The sequence below is a fragment of the Streptomyces changchenzhani genome, from assembly GCF_039766235.1.
GTDB lineage: Bacteria > Actinomycetota > Actinomycetes > Streptomycetales > Streptomycetaceae > Streptomyces.
The window spans coordinates 314,904-330,897 of record NZ_JBDHNH010000001.1; the positions used below are offsets into that span (position 1 = coordinate 314,904).

The following is a 15,994-nucleotide window of genomic DNA, read 5'->3' on the forward strand; positions in this document are numbered from 1 at the left end:
GCCCACCCCTCGGGGCGATACGAGAAAGAGCCGCACCCCCATGAGCAGCACCGGCACCCACTCCCCCATGCACTCCCACCCCCACTCCCACACATACGGCGAGCTGCGCGCCGAGCTCGCCACGCTCACCACCGAGGCGTTCCGCCCCGAGCTCGCCGAGATCGACCGGCTCCCGACGGCCGAGATCGCCCGCATCATGAACGACGAGGACCGCACCGTCCCCGACGCCGTCGCCGCGCGGCTCCCGCAGATCGCCGCGGCGATCGACGCCACCGCCGAGCGGATGGCCCGTGGCGGCCGGCTGATCTACGCGGGCGCGGGCACGGCGGGGCGCCTCGGCGTGCTGGACGCCAGCGAGTGCCCGCCCACCTTCAACACCGACCCGTCCGAGGTCGTCGGCCTGATCGCGGGCGGCCCGTCCGCGATGGTCAAGGCGGTCGAGGGCGCGGAGGACTCCAAGGAGTTCGCCGCCGAGGACCTGGACGCGCTCGGCCTCACCGCCGACGACACGGTCATCGGCATCTCGGCCTCCGGCCGCACCCCGTACGCGATCGGCGCGGTCGAGCACGCCCGTACGCGCGGCGCGCTCACCATCGGCCTGTCCTGCAACGCGGACAGCGCGCTCGCGGCAGCCGCAGAACACGGCCTCGAAGTGGTCGTCGGCCCCGAACTGCTCACCGGATCAACCCGCTTGAAGGCCGGCACGGCGCAGAAGCTCGTCCTCAACATGATCTCGACGATCACGATGATCCGGCTCGGCAAGACCTACGGAAACCTGATGGTGGACGTACGCGCGTCGAACGAGAAGCTACGGGCCCGCTCACGCCGCATCGTCGCGCTCGCGACGGGCGCGCAGGACGCGGAAATCGAAGCGGCGCTGGCCGCGACCGACGGCGAGGTCAAGAGCGCCATCCTGATCATCCTCGGCACGGTGGACGCCCCCACGGCGGCCACCCTCCTCACCGAGGCAGCAGGCCACCTACGAGCAGCACTCGAAGCAGCCCCGACCACCCGCACGGCCTGAGCCGTGTGTCTTGTGTAGGGGAACGGACACCCTGTGCCCAATATGAGGCACAGACTGCGTCCCCTCGCGTACACAAGATGAGACTTCGCCCTACGTGATCAAGCTACGGTCCGTCGGCTGGACCGGCCCGGGTCTGAAGCTGCATTTTGTCGTAGGCAGCGGCTCGCAACAGCCGCTTGTTGTATTCCTCGAGCGCTGCCGCCACAGCTGCGGTTTCGGTCCGATGTCCACCCAGACGCTTGGCCATCGCCAGCGTGTCGTCATCGATGTCGATGTGCGTCAGGGACATTCCGGCCTCCCGGTCGCAGTTCGCAGAAACCGCACCAGATCGTCCGCGCTGTACCCGAGCCGCGGGCCACGGTCAGCAGCCATCAGCAGCAACTGGCCCACGATTTCCGCGCCCCAGCCATCGGTCCCGTCCTCCGACCACTCATCCAGCTTCTCGATACCGAGGTCCGTCATGAACAGCCCGTACCGGGTCCTGACCTCGGCACACACCTCGGCAACAGAGTCGAGCAGGGTCTCCCCCGGCCGCTCGCACCGCAGCCCGAAATACCCCCCAAAGTTGTCGACTGTGCAGCCCTCGGGCGGACTGGCCTTGATCCCGTCATAGCGCTGATCGCCGAAAGCCGGGTAGTCCGCGACCGGACAGTGCAGCAGACGGAATCGCTGCCGGCCGGGGGGTGGCGGCGGCTCCGGCCGGTAGGGAGTCAGCCCGAAAGCCTCCTCCACGAGAGCACTCGCCTCGTCGCACGTCTCCGCAGTCCTCGATTCCTTTCTGGTGCCGTCGTCACCAACAGCGGTCCACAGTCCGGTCTTTTGATCCCGCTCGCATCGAATAGAAGGTCCCATACGACTACGATTCCACCCGCCTCTGACAATGGCCGCGCCTCACCGCAACCGCCCCTCCGCGTTGATCTCCCGCACCCGCGCCCGCAGCGCCTCCGCGAGCACCGTCGGCCGTGCGTCCTCCGGCGGACAGTCCCACTCCGCGCCCCCGCCCGCCGGCCGAAGCTGTACGTACGGGCCCACGCACCCCATGACCCGCCCCACCCGCCCGTCCCGCACATCGACGGCGTACTCCCCCACCTCCGGCGGCCCGTCGCCCGTCACGGCTTGAGCCCCTGGAGGGCGATGGCCAGCCGCATCGCCGTGTCCAGATTGCAGCGCCCGAGATCCACCAGCGGATCCGGGTCCTCGCTCGCCATCGACACCAGGTCCACCCGCAGCGAAGGCAGCCTCACCGCCACCACCCCCAGCCCGTCCCGCAGCTGGGCCACCACCTCTTCCGCCAGCCGCAGCCGCTCCGCCGATCGCACCACCATGACCAGGCCCCTCCACACTGAGTGTTCGCTTTCCTCACCTGAACAGAGGTGGCGATCCAACAACGCCACGTGTACGACAGGGGTTTACCGTGCCCGGACCGAAGGATCTGGACCCGTCATCGTCTCCCCGAGCCCTGCTCGGCGCGGAGCTGCGCCACGCGCGCGAGAAGACGAGGCTGTCCCAGGAGGAGCTGGGGCGGCCGCTGTTCGTGAGCGGCTCGTTCGTCGGCCAGATGGAGGCGGGGACGCGAAGGATGCAGCCGGAGTACGCGCGCCGGATAGACGAGATCCTGGCCACGGACGGCTTCTTCACGCGCAACTGCAAGGCGTCCAACAAGTCGCGGTATCCCGACCACTTCGCCGAGGCGGCGGAGGTGGAAGCGATCGCGACGGCCATCAGGGAGTACGCGCCGCTGCTGATTCCGGGGCTGTTGCAGACGGAGGCGTATGCGCGGGCAGTGTTCCGCGCGTATCAGCCGACCGCGACCGAAGCCGTCATCGACGAGCTGGTGGCGGCCAGGCTCGACCGCGCGCATCTCCTCGACGATCCAACAACGCCGTTGTTGTGGGCGGTTCTGGACGAGGCGGTGTTACGTCGACGGGTCGGTGGAGCTGCGGCGATGGGGGCGGCGCTGAGGCATGTGGCGAAGCTCGCGCGCAGCCACCGGATCATCGTGCAGGTGCTGCCGTTCGCTGCGGGAGCACACATGGCGCTCGAAGGAGCCCTGAAGCTGATGGCCTTCGCCGACGCACCTCCACTCGCGTACATCCAGGGCCTGGGAACAGGTCAGTTGCAGGACGATCCCGCGACGGTCGCCCGATACGAACTGACCTACGATTTGATCGCGGCCAGCGCATTGTCACCGGAAGCGTCCCTGGCCTTGATCGAAGCGGTGGCGGAGGATTACGCCCATGAAGAGCAGCCCTGAGTACGACCTGAGCGCGGCGATTTGGAACAAGTCCAGCTACAGCGGTGGAGACGGCGGCAACTGCCTGGAGGTCGCCACTTGGCGCAAGTCCACGTACAGCGGCGGCAGCGGCGGCGACTGCCTAGAAGTCTCCGACAACCACCCCGGCATCGTCCCCGTCCGGGACTCCAAGACCCCCGATGCCCCGGCGCTCGTGTTCCGGGCCGCCGCCTGGTCCGCGTTCGTCGCGGACCTCAAGCAGCACTAGCTGCCGGTCGGCCCGGAGCTCAAGCTTCGGGCTCCGAGCGCTCTTAACAAGGATTGGATGGTGGGTCTCAACCCACCCACCCTCCCTGACCAGTTGGCTTTCCGCGTTCGGCTTGCCACGCAGAGTCATCAGGCTCTAACGTGCCCGAATAACGAACAACCCCCGCCGGTGTGCAACCACCGACGAGGGTCTAACCACTAGATCGAAGTGAGCGATCACATGGCTTCCAGCCAGCTTAATCCTGCCCCGCATCAGATGGCCAAGCCGGGTTACGGCAAACGGTCCACACCCGACCAACTCACCCGCACAGCGAACGATTTCGCGCACCTCCCGCCACGGGAGGCCGCCATCGCCGCATACCTCGACCGGGTCCCGGACGGCACGGACATCTCCGTGAAGACCCTGGCCAAGGTGCTCCCGTACGGCCAGTGCGCACTCCGCACGGCCCTCAACCACCTCCAGCGCGCAGGGCACTTGCGCCGAGGCAGCGAGCACGTCATCGGCTCGGGCAGCGCCCGCTGGGTGACCCGTACGTGGTTCACGCGTACGGCACGTGACGACACGTGGTGGGCGGCCTTCAGCAGGGGCGACGTACCGAAGGAACCATCTCCGCGCCCCACCCGCTCACGGGCGTACATCCTGCTCGCGGCGCTCGGCCGTACGACCCCCGCCATGTCGCTGTCCGCCGCCGACTGTGTGGAACTGGAACCGCTGGTCGACGACTGGTTCAGCCTGGGCGCCACCGCGCAGGAGGTGCTCCACGCACTCACCGGCGGGCTACCGACGCCCGTCCACAAGCCGGTGTCGCTCGCCCGTCGGCGCCTGTCCAAGCTCCCACCGGACCGTACGCCGCAGGCCCCGCCCCGCCCGGTCCTGCGTGCCCTCGAATGCGCGCTGTGCGGCGTACCGGGGCCCCCGGAGGCCCTGCCCGGCGGAACCTGCGCCGAATGCCGGGGCGAGCCCGCCCCCGTACGCGACACCGGAGGCCTCTCCCCGGCCGAGGTCCGCACCCGCGCGGCCGAGGTCAGGGCGGCGGCGACCCGACCGACAGAAAGGACCCGCGCATGACCGTTCAGCCCACTCGCGCCAGAAGCGGGGCACGATGTAGGGGAGGAGGCGACGCCATGACCCCCAGCACCGCCAAGCGCCCGGAGATGTCCATCGAGGACTTCGAGGAGCTTTCCCGCAGGGCGCCCAGGAACGTGAGGCTCGAATTCCTCGGGGGGCGGTTGCTGGTCAAGCACGGCCCGATCCACGTCGAGGACTTCGAGGAACTCGCCCGCAGGGCACCCGAGACCGTGACACTCGAACTCCTCAACGGAAACCTAAGGGTCAAGCCCGTGCCGGACGGCGACCACGGAGAGATTTACATGTGGCTCATGCGGGAGTGCATGCATAGCCGCCCCGACCTGGGGTTGTACCCGGAACAGGGATTGGTGATCGATACGTACCGCAGTGGCCGCGCCCGCACGGACGGCGCCCTCGCTCCGATTGGGCACTTCGCCGGACAGTCCGAGTGGGCCACCCCCGAGGGCGTCCTCATGGCCGTCGAGGTCACCTCCCACGACGCCGACACCGACCGGCGGGACCGCCACGAGAAGCGCGACGGCTACGCCACTGCCGGCATCCCCGTGTATCTGCTCATCGACCGGGACAACGACACCCTGACGGTGCACAGCGAGCCGGAGAACGGCGCGTACCGGCAGCACCCCACCTATCCGTACGGGACCACGGTCGTGCTCCCCGATCCCGTCGGCATCACCCTGCAAACCGAGAAGCTCAAGGACTACGCCCGCTGAGCCCCCCCCTAAGACCCCGCGCAGAACCGGTCGCGTGCCGGGCGGGCGCCCGTGACCAGGAAGTCCGTCACCACCCGATCCCCGCACGCGTTGCCGTTGGTGACGTACGAGCCGTGGCCGAGCGCGTCGACGGTGACCATACGGGCCCGGTCGCCCAGCGCCGTGCGCAGCTTGCGGGCGCCGGCGAGGGGGGTGGCGGGGTCGCGCTCGTTCTGGACGAGCAGGATGTTCGACGGGCCGCGCGGGGTGATGCGTACCGGGGACTCCTGCGGGCGGTCCTTCCAATACGCGCACAGCGTGGTGTTCACCGGCATGCCGGCGGTGAGCGGGTGGGTCCTGCGGCTCTTGGTGACGTCCTGCTGGAACTCCCGCGGGGAGGTGCCCCGCCAGGCGTCGACGTCGTTGCAGAGGGTGGCGCCCGCGACGGCTGCGATGTTCTGCATGGCCGCGTCGGGGATCGCCGGGGCGGCGGGCAGCTCGGTGTTGGCGCGGGCGGCGGCGATCAGGCGGGCCAGGGCGGGGAAGCGGGTCTTGGAGTAGAGGCTGTCGACCAGGGTCTGGCGCAGCATGTTGCCGTTGAGCTGCTCGGGGTTCGCGCCGGGCCACGGCAGGGGCTCGCGGTCGAGCTTCGCGGCGAGCGCGAGGAACAGCGGGCGTACGTCCTCGGGGCGCTCGGCGAGCCGGTCCGGGGTGCCGGGGGCGGCCGCGTAAGCGGCGAAGTCGGGGAAGGAGTCCTCGACGCCGACCGCGTAGTTGGCGAGCCAGCCCCTGGCGACGCGCTCAGGGTCCGGGTCGTCGTTGCTGTCCAGGACCCAGCGGTCGGTGCGGTGCGGGAAGAGCTGCGCGTACACGGCCCCGACGTACGTCCCGTACGACACTCCCCACGCCGAGAGCTTGCGCTCGCCGAGGGCGCGGCGGATCAGGTCGATGTCCCGGGCTGCGGTGCGGGTGCTGATGCTGCGCAGGACGTCGTCGCCGTTGCGGGCACAGGCGTCGGCGGTGCGGCGGGCACCAGCCACGTTCTGGTCGATGCTGCCGTCGGCGGCGGGCCAGGGGCGCAGGTTGAGCATGGACAGGTCCGCGTGGGCGAGCCCGCAGCTGACGGGCGTGGAGCGGCCGACGCCGCGCGGGTCGAAGCCGATGATGTCGTAGGCGTCCCGCACCGACTGGGGCAGCTTCTTCCCGTTCTTGGACGGCCCGTCGACGCTGGACCCGCCGGGCCCGCCGGGGATCAGCAGGAGCGCACCGCGCCGGGCGTCCGGGTTCTCGCTGCGGATGCGCGATATGGCGAGGGAGATCTGCTTGCCGTGCGGCTTGCGGTGATCCAGCGGCACGGCGACGGTGGCGCACTCCTGCCGGGGATCGAGCCCGGGACTGGTGCACGGCTCCCAGCGAACGGCCCCGCCGGACACGGACGCGGCGACGGGCGCGGCAGCAGCGTTGGCGGGAGCGGCGGACACAACGGCCGGGGCGACGAGCGCGGCGGCCAGGACGGGCAGCACGAGCGCGGCGGTGCGTCCGGCACGGGGGCTGCGTGTGGTGCGCGTGATTCTCATACCGAGAGCCTCGCGGACCGGGCCCGCCCGGCCCATCCGGACACCGGGCGTCCCGGGGGTGGGGCTTACCCCCGGAAGAACAAACCCCAACTCCGGCGCGGGCCGGACCATTTGGGCACCCGGGCCACGCGTCGGGCGCACGGCACGGGCAGTCCGCACAAGTGGCCCGCGCGGTGACGGCCCGTAGGGTGTGCGGCAGCAAGCACGGCCCGGCCCACACGACGTACAGCCGCGGCGAGGAAGGGGACACACGATGAATCACACGCGCTGGACACTGGCCCCCGAGAAGAAGCTCGCCGAGGGGTACGTCGAGCTCCCGGACGCCGCCGCAAAGAGCTCGGTCTCTCACAGACCGAAGTGGCGACACGCGCCGGGCTCACCCAGGCGAAGATCTCCCGTATCGAGGGCGCCGACGCCGTACCGACCCTGCTTCTGCTGCGGCGCCTGACCGGGGCATTGGACGCGTCCCTGAACATCGCCTTGGACGACGACCGCGAGGAAGTCGTGTTCGTCGCCCACCCGGCGGCCTGACGCATGGCGTAGAGCCGCACACGCCCGAGCCACCGTCCGCCCCCCGGGAAACGCCCGAGGGCGGCACCTCCGCGTGGAAGGTGCCGCCCTCGGTTTCCGTGCAGCCATGTACCGCTGAGCCGTGGCTCAGAAGTCCATGTCACCGCCGGGCATGCCGCCACCGGCAGGCGCGGAAGACTTCTCCGGCTTGTCGGCGATGACCGCTTCGGTGGTGAGGAAGAGCGCAGCGATGGACGCGGCGTTCTGCAGGGCGGAGCGCGTGACCTTCGCCGGGTCGATGATGCCCTCGGCGATCATGTCGACGTACTCACCCGTCGCGGCGTTCAGGCCGTGACCGATGGGCAGGTTGCGCACCTTCTCGACGATGACGCCACCCTCAAGACCACCGTTGACGGCGATCTGCTTGAGCGGGGCCTCCAGGGCGAGCTTCACGGCGTTCGCGCCGGTCGCCTCGTCACCCGTGAGCTCAAGCTTGTCGAAGACCGCGGTGGCCTGGAGAAGCGCCACGCCGCCACCGGCGACGATGCCCTCTTCGACGGCCGCCTTCGCGTTGCGAACGGCGTCCTCGATGCGGTGCTTGCGCTCCTTGAGCTCCACCTCGGTCGCGGCGCCGGCCTTGATGACGGCCACGCCGCCCGCGAGCTTCGCCAGGCGCTCCTGGAGCTTCTCGCGGTCGTAGTCCGAGTCGGAGTTCTCGATCTCGGCGCGGATCTGGTTGACGCGACCCTGGACCTGGTCGCTCTCACCGGAGCCGTCGACGATCGTGGTCTCGTCCTTGGTGATGACGACCTTGCGGGCACGGCCGAGCAGGTCGAGACCGGCGTTCTCAAGCTTGAGGCCGACCTCCTCGGAGATGACGGTGCCACCGGTGAGGATGGCGATGTCGCCGAGCATGGCCTTACGGCGGTCACCGAAGCCCGGAGCCTTGACGGCAACGGACTTGAAGGTGCCACGGATCTTGTTGACGACGAGCGTGGACAGTGCCTCGCCCTCGACGTCCTCCGCGATGATCAGCAGGGGCTTGCCCGACTGCATGACCTTCTCAAGCAGCGGAAGGAGGTCCTTCACGTTGCTGATCTTGGAGTTGACGATCAGGATGTACGGCTCGTCGAGCGACGACTCCATACGCTCCATGTCGGTGGCGAAGTACGCCGAGATGTAGCCCTTGTCGAAACGCATGCCCTCAGTGAGCTCAAGCTCAAGCCCGAAGGTCTGCGACTCCTCGACAGTGATGACGCCTTCCTTGCCGACCTTGTCCATCGCCTCGGCGATGAGCTCGCCGATCTGGGTGTCGGCGGCGGAGATGGAGGCCGTAGAAGCGATCTGCTCCTTGGTCTCCACATCCTTGGCCTGCTCAAGGATCGCGGCGGAGACGGCCTCGACGGCCTTCTCGATGCCACGCTTGAGGGCCATGGGGTTGGCGCCTGCGGCAACATTGCGCAGGCCCTCGCGGACGAGAGCCTGGGCGAGGACAGTCGCGGTCGTCGTGCCGTCACCGGCAACGTCGTCGGTCTTCTTCGCGACTTCCTTGACCAGCTCGGCGCCGATCTTCTCGTACGGGTCCTCGAGCTCGATCTCCTTGGCGATGGAAACACCATCGTTGGTGATCGTGGGGGCTCCCCACTTCTTCTCGAGGACGACGTTACGGCCCTTGGGGCCGAGGGTTACCTTGACGGCGTCGGCGAGCTGGTTCATCCCGCGCTCGAGACCGCGCCGTGCCTCCTCGTTGAACGCGATGATTTTAGCCATGTGAAGTGGTCCTCCCGGACTGGGGTGGAGTGCGATGGACTGAATGGCGCCCGCGACGGACGGCCTGCCTGCCTCGTGGTTCCTTGCCCCACAAGGCCTGCGGGCCTCGCCGACCCAGTCCTTCTGTCACTCTCACTAGGAGAGTGCTAACGCCAATGATTAGCACTCGACCCCCTTGAGTGCAAGGCCGTCCCGGGGAGGGGACACGCACGGAGGGCCTGTACCCCGTGTGGGGTACAGGCCCTCCGTGCGTGAGTTGCGTCGGTGGTCGATCGCGCCGAGATCAGACGGCGAGCTTGACCATGTCCGCCTGCGGACCCTTCTGGCCCTGCGAGATCTCGAACTCAACTCGCTGACCTTCTTCAAGGGTGCGGTAACCGTCCATCTGGATCGCGCTGTAGTGGACGAAAACATCCGCACCACCGTCGACCGCGATGAAGCCGTACCCCTTCTCCGCGTTGAACCACTTGACGGTGCCCTGAGCCATGCCTAACTCCCCTATTACTGGCCCTTGCACAGGCCCGCACTTCGCGGAACCCGGGTCAGACCTCACCCTCAGCCAGCCCTCGAAAGAACAGGAGAGGATGTGCGCCGGAACGCGTCGACCGCGGCTGAATGTATCTGCCCAACTGCCCTCTGCAACAGGTCAATCGGACGAGAAATCCGGGCACAGCCGAACACCCGAATAGGGGGGATTCACCGTATTCCAGGGCAAGTCGGGCCGGACAAAGCGCGCTTCAGCGGCAATTCGCTCGAACACTTTGGCTGTTTCTTGTCGCGCGGGATCGCATTCACATATGCGCCGGGCACAAGCAGCGGAGGGGGCTTCCCCAACTGTACCGCGCTCAACCATAGAGAATTGCCCCCTCCGCTTCTGTCGCGGAGAGGGCAATTGCGTTAGCTCTGGGTGAGTACGTCGGCCGTGGATCAGCCGCCCGCGACGGCCGGGATGATCGAGACGCCGGCGCCGTCCGGGGTGACGGTCTCCAGACCGCTCTCGAAGCGCACGTCGTCGTCGTTCACGTAGACGTTCACGAAGCGGCGCAGCTTGCCCTGGTCGTCCAGGACACGGGCCGCGATGCCGGTGTGGTTCTTCTCCAGATCCGCGATGACCTCGGAGAGGATCGCGCCCTCGGCCGCCACCTCGGCCTGGCCACCGGTGTACGGGCGAAGAATGGTCGGGATGCGAACTTTGACGCTCATACGAGGCCAGCCTCTCGGAACGAGTCCAGGGTCGGACGGATGACGGCGGACTGGCCCGTGGTTGGGGCCACCGCTTCGAGGGTCTTCAGGCCGTCGCCCGTGTTGAGCACGACCGTGGTGAGGGCCGGGTCGAGGAGACCGGCGTCGATCAGCTTCTTCGTCACGCCGACGGTCACCCCGCCCGCGGTCTCCGCGAAGATGCCCTCGGTACGGGCGAGCAGCTTGATGGCGTCCACCACCTGCTCGTCATTGACGTCCTCGACCGCGCCGCCGGTACGCCGGGCGATGTCCAGGACGTACGGCCCGTCCGCCGGGTTGCCGATGGCCAGCGACTTGGCGATGGTGTTCGGCTTCTGCGGCCGTACGACGTCGAGCCCGGCCTTGAAGGCCGTCGACACCGGCGAGCAGCCCTCGGCCTGGGCGCCGAAGATCTTGTACGGCTTGTCCTCGACCAGACCGAGCGCGATGAGCTCCTTGAGCCCCTTGTCGATCTTCGTGAGCTGCGATCCCGAGGCGATCGGGATGACGATCTGGTCGGGCAGCTGCCAGCCGAGCTGCTCACAGATCTCGTACGCCAGGGTCTTGGAGCCCTCGCCGTAGTACGGGCGCAGGTTGACGTTGACGAAGCCCCAGCCCTCGCCCAGCGGGTCGCCGATGAGCTCGGAGCAGAACCGGTTCACTTCGTCGTAGTTGCCCTCGATGCCGACCACGTTGCCGCCGTACACCGAGGCCATGATGACCTTGCCCTGCTCCAGGTCGTGCGGGATGAACACGCAGGACCGGAACCCGGCCTTGGCGGCCGCGGCGCCGACCGCGCCCGCCAGGTTGCCGGTGGAGGAGCAGGAGAGCGTGGTGAAACCGAAGGCGCGGGCGGCCTCGACGGCGATGGCGACGACGCGGTCCTTGAAGGAGTGCGTCGGGTTGCCCGAGTCGTCCTTGACGTACAGGGCGCCTGTGACGCCCAGCTCGCGGGCGAGGTTGTCGGCCTTGACGAGCTTGGTGAAGCCGGGGTTCAGGCTGGGCTTCGACGCCACGTCGACGGGGACGGGCAGCAGGGGGGCGTAGCGCCAGATGTTCTCCGGGCCGGCCTCGATCTGCTTGCGCAGGGATTCCGCGTCACCGAACGGGAGGTCGTATGCGATCTCAAGGGGACCGAAACAGGAAGAACAGGCGAAGATCGGGCCGAGTTCAAAACGCTCTCCGCACTCACGGCACGAAAGCGCCGTGGCGGGTCCGAGGTCTACTGCGGCTTTTACGGTGTGCGCTTCAGCGGCGACGGTCTGCGAAGCCATAATGGCGAGGCCCTTTCTCCTCATCTTCCCCGCGACGAATTTCGCCACGAGACGGAATTGGCACCTTCCCCGCCATGACCTCTCGGTCGGCTGGGTGGTTGCCGGGACTTCAACGGGCCGTTCCCTCAGTCCCTCTGGATGAGCGCTATGGCACCGGACCGAGGTCCGGGCATTTGTCCGCGTGATGGCCCCCGATATGCGACGGTCATCCGCGTTGTTCAAGACTGTAACCGAACCCCCGGAGGGTTGAGGTAGTCGTCCGCACCGCGAGATGGATCACACAGCAGTCACACAGCAGCCCCCACAGCCGTCCCACGACAGTCCCACGACAGTCCCACAACGGTCACACAGCAGGGAGAACGCACGTGCTGGAAGAGGTGGAGCGCTGGCTGCCCAGGCGGTCCTGGTCTGCGGCGGACCGCCCGCTCGACCAGCTGATCGCGGCCAAGAAGCGGCGCGGCGCCACCATCAGCGTCGTCCTGCCGGCCCTCGACGAGGAGGCCACGGTCGGCGCGATCGTCGCCACGATCCGCCGTGAGCTGATGGAGGCCCTGCCGCTCGTCGACGAGCTGGTAGTGATCGACTCCGGCTCCTCGGACGCCACGACGAAGGTGGCCGCGGCGGCGGGCGCGCGGGTGGTGCACCGCGACGAGATACTGCCGCGCGTGCCCACAATGCCGGGCAAGGGCGAGGTGCTGTGGCGGTCACTGCTCGTGACCGGCGGTGACATCGTCTGCTTCGTCGACGCGGACCTCAGGGACTTCTCGGCGTCATTCGTCTCGGGCATCGTCGGGCCGCTGCTCACCGATCCCGATGTGCAGTTCGTGAAGGCGATGTACGACCGCCCGCTCGGCGAGGCCGCAGGCCAGGGCGGCCGGGTCACGGAGCTGGTGGCCAGGCCGCTGCTCAATCTGCACTGGCCGCAGCTGGCCGGGTTCGTCCAGCCGCTGGGCGGCGAGTACGCGGCGCGGCGCTCTCTCCTGGAGCGGCTGCCCTTCCCCGTCGGTTACGGAGTGGAGCTGGGCCTGCTCGTCGACTCGCTGCACACGGTGGGTCTGGACGCGCTGGGACAGGTCGATGTGGGCATACGCAAGCACCGCCACCAGGACGGGCAGGCGCTGGGGCGGATGGCCGCGGCGATCTACCGGACGGCCCAGCTGCGGCTTTCCCGGGGGCACCTGGTGCGGCCGGCGCTCACCCAGTTCGAGCGCGGTGCGGAGGGATTCGTACCGCGTACGACGGCCGTGGACACCGAGGAACGGCCGCCGATGCGGGAGATCGAGGAGTACCAGGAGCGGCGCGCGGCGTGATCGCACAGTGCGACGAGGACCGGCCGTACGTTTGAGTGTTTCCAGGACGGGCTAGGTTCGCGACATGGTTTCCCAACCCCGTGCTCAGGTTCTCGTCGCGTCCAACCGCGGCCCCGTTTCGTACGCGCTCGGCGAGGACGGCTCGCTCACGGCCAGCCGGGGCGGGGGCGGGCTCGTATCCGGATTGTCGGCCATCGGCCCCGACACGGACGCCCTGTGGGTGTGCGCGGCGCTCGGCGACGGTGACCGCGAGGCGGTGCGGCGCACCGGCGGCCTGCTCGACCCGGCGGAGACCGGCGGGCAGCGGGTGCGGATGCTCGGGATCGACCCGGAGGTGTACGCCGACGCGTACAACGAGATCGCCAATTCGACGCTGTGGTTCGTCCACCATCTGCTGTACCAGACCCCGCTGGAGCCGGTGTTCGGCACGGAGTTCCGGGCGCAGTGGGCGTCGTACGAGAAGTACAACGCGGCGTTCGCCGAGGCGCTGGCCGAGTCGGCGGCCGACGGCGCGGCCGTGCTGGTCCAGGACTACCACCTGGCGCTGGTCCCCGGGCTGCTGCGGGAGCTGCGGCCCGATCTGCGGATCGGCCACTTCTCGCACACCCCGTGGGCGCCGGTCGACTACTTCCGGATGCTGCCCGACGACATCGCCGCGCAGCTGCTGCGCGGCATCCTCGGCGCGGACCGCGCGGCGTTCCTGACCCGGCGCTGGGCGGACGCGTTCGCGGCCTGCTGTACGGAGCTGCTGGGCGCCGACGCGCTCGCCTCGACCGAGCTGGGGGTGCACGGCCTGGGCGCCGACGCCGACTTCCTGCGGGAGCGCTCGCACCGGCCCGATGTGGCGGAGCGGATGGTGGCGCTGCGCGAGCAGATCGGTGCGGGGCGCAAGGCGGTGGTGCGGGTGGACCGCACGGAGCTGTCGAAGAACATCGTGCGCGGGCTGCTGGCGTACCGGCAGCTGCTGCGGGACCGGCCCGAGTGGCGCGAGAAGGTGGTGCATGTCGCCTTCGCCTACCCGTCGCGGCAGGACCTGGCGATCTACCGCGAGTACACCGCGGAGGTCCAGCGGACAGCTGATGCGGTCAACTCCGAGTTCGGTACGGAGAGTTGGACGCCGGTGATCCTCCACGTCAAGGACGACTTCGCCCGCTCGCTCGCGGCGTACCGGCTGGCGGACGTCGCCCTGGTCAACCCGATCCGCGACGGCATGAACCTGGTCGCGAAGGAGGTCCCGGTCGTCTCGGACGAGGGCTGCGCGCTGGTGCTTTCGCGGGAGGCGGGGGCGTTCGAGGAGCTGGGCGAGGACGCGCTCGTGGTCAACCCGTACGACGTCCTCGCGACGGCGGACGCGTTGCACGCGGGCCTGTCCATGGGGGCGGACGAGCGGGCGCAGCGAACGAAGCGCCTGGCCGCGGCGGCGACGGCGCTGCCGCCGCAGCAGTGGTTCCTGGACCAGCTGGAGGCGCTGCGGGGCGGTGGCTGAGGAGGGCGGGTGCGGGCGCTGACGCGGGTGGGCCGCTGCGCGGGGCTTGTTCCCCTACCCGCCCCTTCCCGGCTGTGACAATTGCGGCTACCGCCGCGTGGGGGCTCCGCCCCAGACCCCGGACCTCAATCGCCGGACAGGCTGAAAATGCCGGGCAACTTCAGCCCGTCGAGGGGGTCCCTCCCATGCCCTTAAGGCAATGGGGGAGATTGAGGACACGCCCGAAGGGCGTCCCAGGGGCCCGGGGCCCGCCCGCACCCGGGCCCCGCCGCACCCACCCACCCGCACACCCACCCGCGCCCTACTCCCGAACCGCCTCCGCCACCGCACCAAGCAGCGCCACCACCGCCGCCGGCCCCGGCAGCACCAGATCCGCCCGTTCCGCCAGCTCCGGAACCTCCGTACCGCTGCACACCAGCAGCCCCGGGGTCCCCTCCGCCCGCAGCTTCTCCACCGCTGCGAACGCCGCCAGGTCTCCCAGGTCGTCCCCGGCGTACAGCACGCAGGACGCGTCCACCTCATGCACGTACTCGCCGAGCGCCACCCCCTTGTCCACGCCGGGCGGGCGCAACTCAAGGACCAGGCGGCCCGGTTCAACGATCAGGCCATGCCGCGCGGCCAGCTCCGCGAGAGGCCCACGCAGCGCTTCGAACGCCGCCTGGGGGTCGGCCGCACGCCGGGTGTGCACGGCGACGGCCTGGCCCTTCTCCTCTATCCAGGAGCCCCGCCACGCGCCGATGCCGTCGAGGAACCCCGGCAGCTCCGCCCGTGCGGCCCGCACGCCGGGGTGCGGGGCGGGGGCGTGCACCGTACCGCTGACCGCGTCCCAGCGCTCCGCGCCGTAGTGGCCGAGCACCACGAGGTGCTCCAGGCCGGGGACACCGGCGAAGCCCCCGTAGCGGACCGCGACGCCCGCCGGGCGCCCGGTGATCACGGCGACGGACGCGACCCGCGGAGCGAGCGCCGCGAGCGCCGGCACCGCGCCGGGGTGCGCGCGGGCCTGCTCGGGGTCGGCGACGATCTCGGCGAGCGTGCCGTCGAAGTCGAGCCCGACGACGGCCCGTCGGGGCTCGGCCAGCAGCGCGGCGAGGCCGTCACGGCCGCCGGTGGTGGCCGGTATGAAGTCGGTCGACAGGGAATGCGATTGGCTGCCCATGCCTCGACCCTACCGGCGCGGGGCCCACCCGACAGGGGGCCGGGCAGGAGTACCGGCGCTCTCAGCGCCGCTCACGACGGGCGTCGCGGACCCGCCGCAGCCGGTTGACGGTGACGGGGTCGTGCGCGAGGGCGCGTGCGTCGTCGAGCAGGGCGTTGAGGCGCTGGTAGTAGCGGGTCGGCGAAATGCCGAGCTGCTCCCTTATGGCCCGTTCCTTGGCACCGGGCCCGGCCCAGGACTGCCGCTCGACGGCGAGCAGCGCACGACCGCGCTCGGAGAGCTCGGGACCGTACGCATCCGGGTCAGGGTCAGGGTCAGGCATCCGGCCAGTTTAGGCCGGAGCCCGCCACCCACTCCACTGCTCCTCCGCTCCTACTCCACTCCTAC

The 15,994-nt window shown here is 69.5% G+C and carries 19 protein-coding genes and 1 riboswitch; of the genes, 8 read left to right on the top strand and 11 right to left on the bottom strand.

The window, feature by feature from the left end:
* Positions 1–40 precede the first annotated feature (40 nt).
* The gene (murQ, locus tag ABCR94_RS01540; RefSeq protein WP_347117121.1) at positions 41–1,024 is read left to right on the top strand and encodes an N-acetylmuramic acid 6-phosphate etherase; all 984 of its coding nucleotides are present in this window, start codon (positions 41–43) and stop codon (positions 1,022–1,024) included.
* A gap of 103 nt (positions 1,025–1,127) precedes the next feature.
* Here the strand turns inward: murQ and ABCR94_RS01545 are convergent, their stop codons facing one another.
* The 4 genes from ABCR94_RS01545 to ABCR94_RS01560 all read right to left on the bottom strand — a co-directional run bounded on the left by ABCR94_RS01545 (position 1,128) and on the right by ABCR94_RS01560 (position 2,349).
* Positions 1,128–1,313: a type II toxin-antitoxin system VapB family antitoxin gene (locus tag ABCR94_RS01545; RefSeq protein WP_347117122.1), complete on the bottom strand. Its 186-nt coding sequence runs from the start codon at positions 1,311–1,313 to the stop codon at positions 1,128–1,130.
* Positions 1,304–1,756 (bottom strand): amidase, encoded by a 453-nt coding sequence (locus tag ABCR94_RS01550; RefSeq protein ID WP_347117123.1) that lies wholly within the window; start codon positions 1,754–1,756, stop codon positions 1,304–1,306. Before ABCR94_RS01550 ends, ABCR94_RS01545 begins: the two co-directional genes overlap by 10 nt.
* Before the next feature lie 159 nt (positions 1,757–1,915).
* A complete protein-coding gene (locus tag ABCR94_RS01555) occupies positions 1,916–2,137 on the bottom strand; it encodes a hypothetical protein (RefSeq protein WP_347118505.1) in 222 nt (73 codons plus the stop codon).
* On the bottom strand, positions 2,134–2,349 hold the full coding sequence (locus ABCR94_RS01560) for a hypothetical protein (protein ID WP_347117124.1): 216 nt from the start codon (positions 2,347–2,349) through the stop codon (positions 2,134–2,136). Before ABCR94_RS01560 ends, ABCR94_RS01555 begins: the two co-directional genes overlap by 4 nt.
* 89 nt (positions 2,350–2,438) lie before the next feature.
* Here ABCR94_RS01560 and ABCR94_RS01565 point away from each other — a divergent pair, with 89 nt between their 5' ends.
* The 4 genes from ABCR94_RS01565 (at position 2,439) to ABCR94_RS01580 (ending at position 5,324) form a co-directional block, all read left to right on the top strand.
* Positions 2,439–3,278, top strand: coding sequence for a helix-turn-helix domain-containing protein (locus ABCR94_RS01565; protein WP_347117125.1), 840 nt, complete (start codon positions 2,439–2,441; stop codon positions 3,276–3,278).
* The gene (locus tag ABCR94_RS01570; RefSeq protein WP_347117126.1) at positions 3,262–3,525 is read left to right on the top strand and encodes a DUF397 domain-containing protein; all 264 of its coding nucleotides are present in this window, start codon (positions 3,262–3,264) and stop codon (positions 3,523–3,525) included. The genes ABCR94_RS01565 and ABCR94_RS01570 overlap by 17 nt, the downstream gene beginning before the upstream one ends.
* Before the next feature lie 219 nt (positions 3,526–3,744).
* Positions 3,745–4,593, top strand: a complete 849-nt coding sequence (locus ABCR94_RS01575; protein ID WP_347117127.1) for a hypothetical protein — start codon at positions 3,745–3,747, stop codon at positions 4,591–4,593.
* A gap of 56 nt (positions 4,594–4,649) precedes the next feature.
* Positions 4,650–5,324: a Uma2 family endonuclease gene (locus ABCR94_RS01580; RefSeq protein WP_347117128.1), complete on the top strand. Its 675-nt coding sequence runs from the start codon at positions 4,650–4,652 to the stop codon at positions 5,322–5,324.
* Positions 5,325–5,332: 8 nt separating this feature from the next.
* On the opposite strand, the gene ABCR94_RS01585 is transcribed toward ABCR94_RS01580, so the two are convergent.
* Positions 5,333–6,880, bottom strand: a complete 1,548-nt coding sequence (locus ABCR94_RS01585; RefSeq protein ID WP_347117129.1) for an alpha/beta hydrolase — start codon at positions 6,878–6,880, stop codon at positions 5,333–5,335.
* 357 nt (positions 6,881–7,237) lie between these two features.
* Between ABCR94_RS01585 and ABCR94_RS01590 the strand changes: the two genes are divergently transcribed.
* Entirely contained in the window at positions 7,238–7,411 is a 174-nt protein-coding gene (locus ABCR94_RS01590) for a hypothetical protein (protein WP_521975963.1), read from the top strand.
* A 126-nt stretch (positions 7,412–7,537) separates the two neighbouring features.
* Here the strand turns inward: ABCR94_RS01590 and groL are convergent, their stop codons facing one another.
* From groL to thrC, 4 genes are all read right to left on the bottom strand, one after another.
* Positions 7,538–9,160 carry a chaperonin GroEL gene (gene groL / locus ABCR94_RS01595; RefSeq protein ID WP_347117130.1) on the bottom strand — a complete coding sequence of 541 codons (1,623 nt, stop codon included), beginning with the start codon at positions 9,158–9,160 and terminating at the stop codon, positions 7,538–7,540.
* A 283-nt stretch (positions 9,161–9,443) separates the two neighbouring features.
* Positions 9,444–9,647, bottom strand: a complete 204-nt coding sequence (locus tag ABCR94_RS01600; protein ID WP_005315736.1) for a cold-shock protein — start codon at positions 9,645–9,647, stop codon at positions 9,444–9,446.
* 440 nt (positions 9,648–10,087) lie between these two features.
* Complete coding sequence (locus tag ABCR94_RS01605; RefSeq protein ID WP_347117131.1) at positions 10,088–10,363, bottom strand: MoaD/ThiS family protein; 276 nt, start codon at positions 10,361–10,363, stop codon at positions 10,088–10,090.
* Entirely contained in the window at positions 10,360–11,655 is a 1,296-nt protein-coding gene (gene thrC, locus ABCR94_RS01610; RefSeq protein WP_347117132.1) for a threonine synthase, read from the bottom strand. Before thrC ends, ABCR94_RS01605 begins: the two co-directional genes overlap by 4 nt.
* Positions 11,656–11,672: 17 nt before the next feature.
* A riboswitch (SAM riboswitch) is annotated at positions 11,673–11,800 on the bottom strand.
* Positions 11,801–12,020: 220 nt separating this feature from the next.
* Here thrC and ABCR94_RS01615 point away from each other — a divergent pair.
* Positions 12,021–12,965: a glucosyl-3-phosphoglycerate synthase gene (locus ABCR94_RS01615; RefSeq protein ID WP_347117133.1), complete on the top strand. Its 945-nt coding sequence runs from the start codon at positions 12,021–12,023 to the stop codon at positions 12,963–12,965.
* 64 nt (positions 12,966–13,029) lie between these two features.
* Positions 13,030–14,451 carry an alpha,alpha-trehalose-phosphate synthase (UDP-forming) gene (locus ABCR94_RS01620; RefSeq protein WP_347117134.1) on the top strand — a complete coding sequence of 474 codons (1,422 nt, stop codon included), beginning with the start codon at positions 13,030–13,032 and terminating at the stop codon, positions 14,449–14,451.
* A 301-nt stretch (positions 14,452–14,752) separates the two neighbouring features.
* On the opposite strand, the gene otsB is transcribed toward ABCR94_RS01620, so the two are convergent.
* Together otsB and ABCR94_RS01630 are read right to left on the bottom strand one after the other, a co-directional pair.
* Positions 14,753–15,607, bottom strand: coding sequence for a trehalose-phosphatase (gene otsB / locus ABCR94_RS01625; protein WP_347117135.1), 855 nt, complete (start codon positions 15,605–15,607; stop codon positions 14,753–14,755).
* 61 nt (positions 15,608–15,668) lie between these two features.
* Positions 15,669–15,929, bottom strand: coding sequence for a DUF3263 domain-containing protein (locus ABCR94_RS01630; RefSeq protein ID WP_347117136.1), 261 nt, complete (start codon positions 15,927–15,929; stop codon positions 15,669–15,671).
* Positions 15,930–15,994 lie beyond the last annotated feature (65 nt).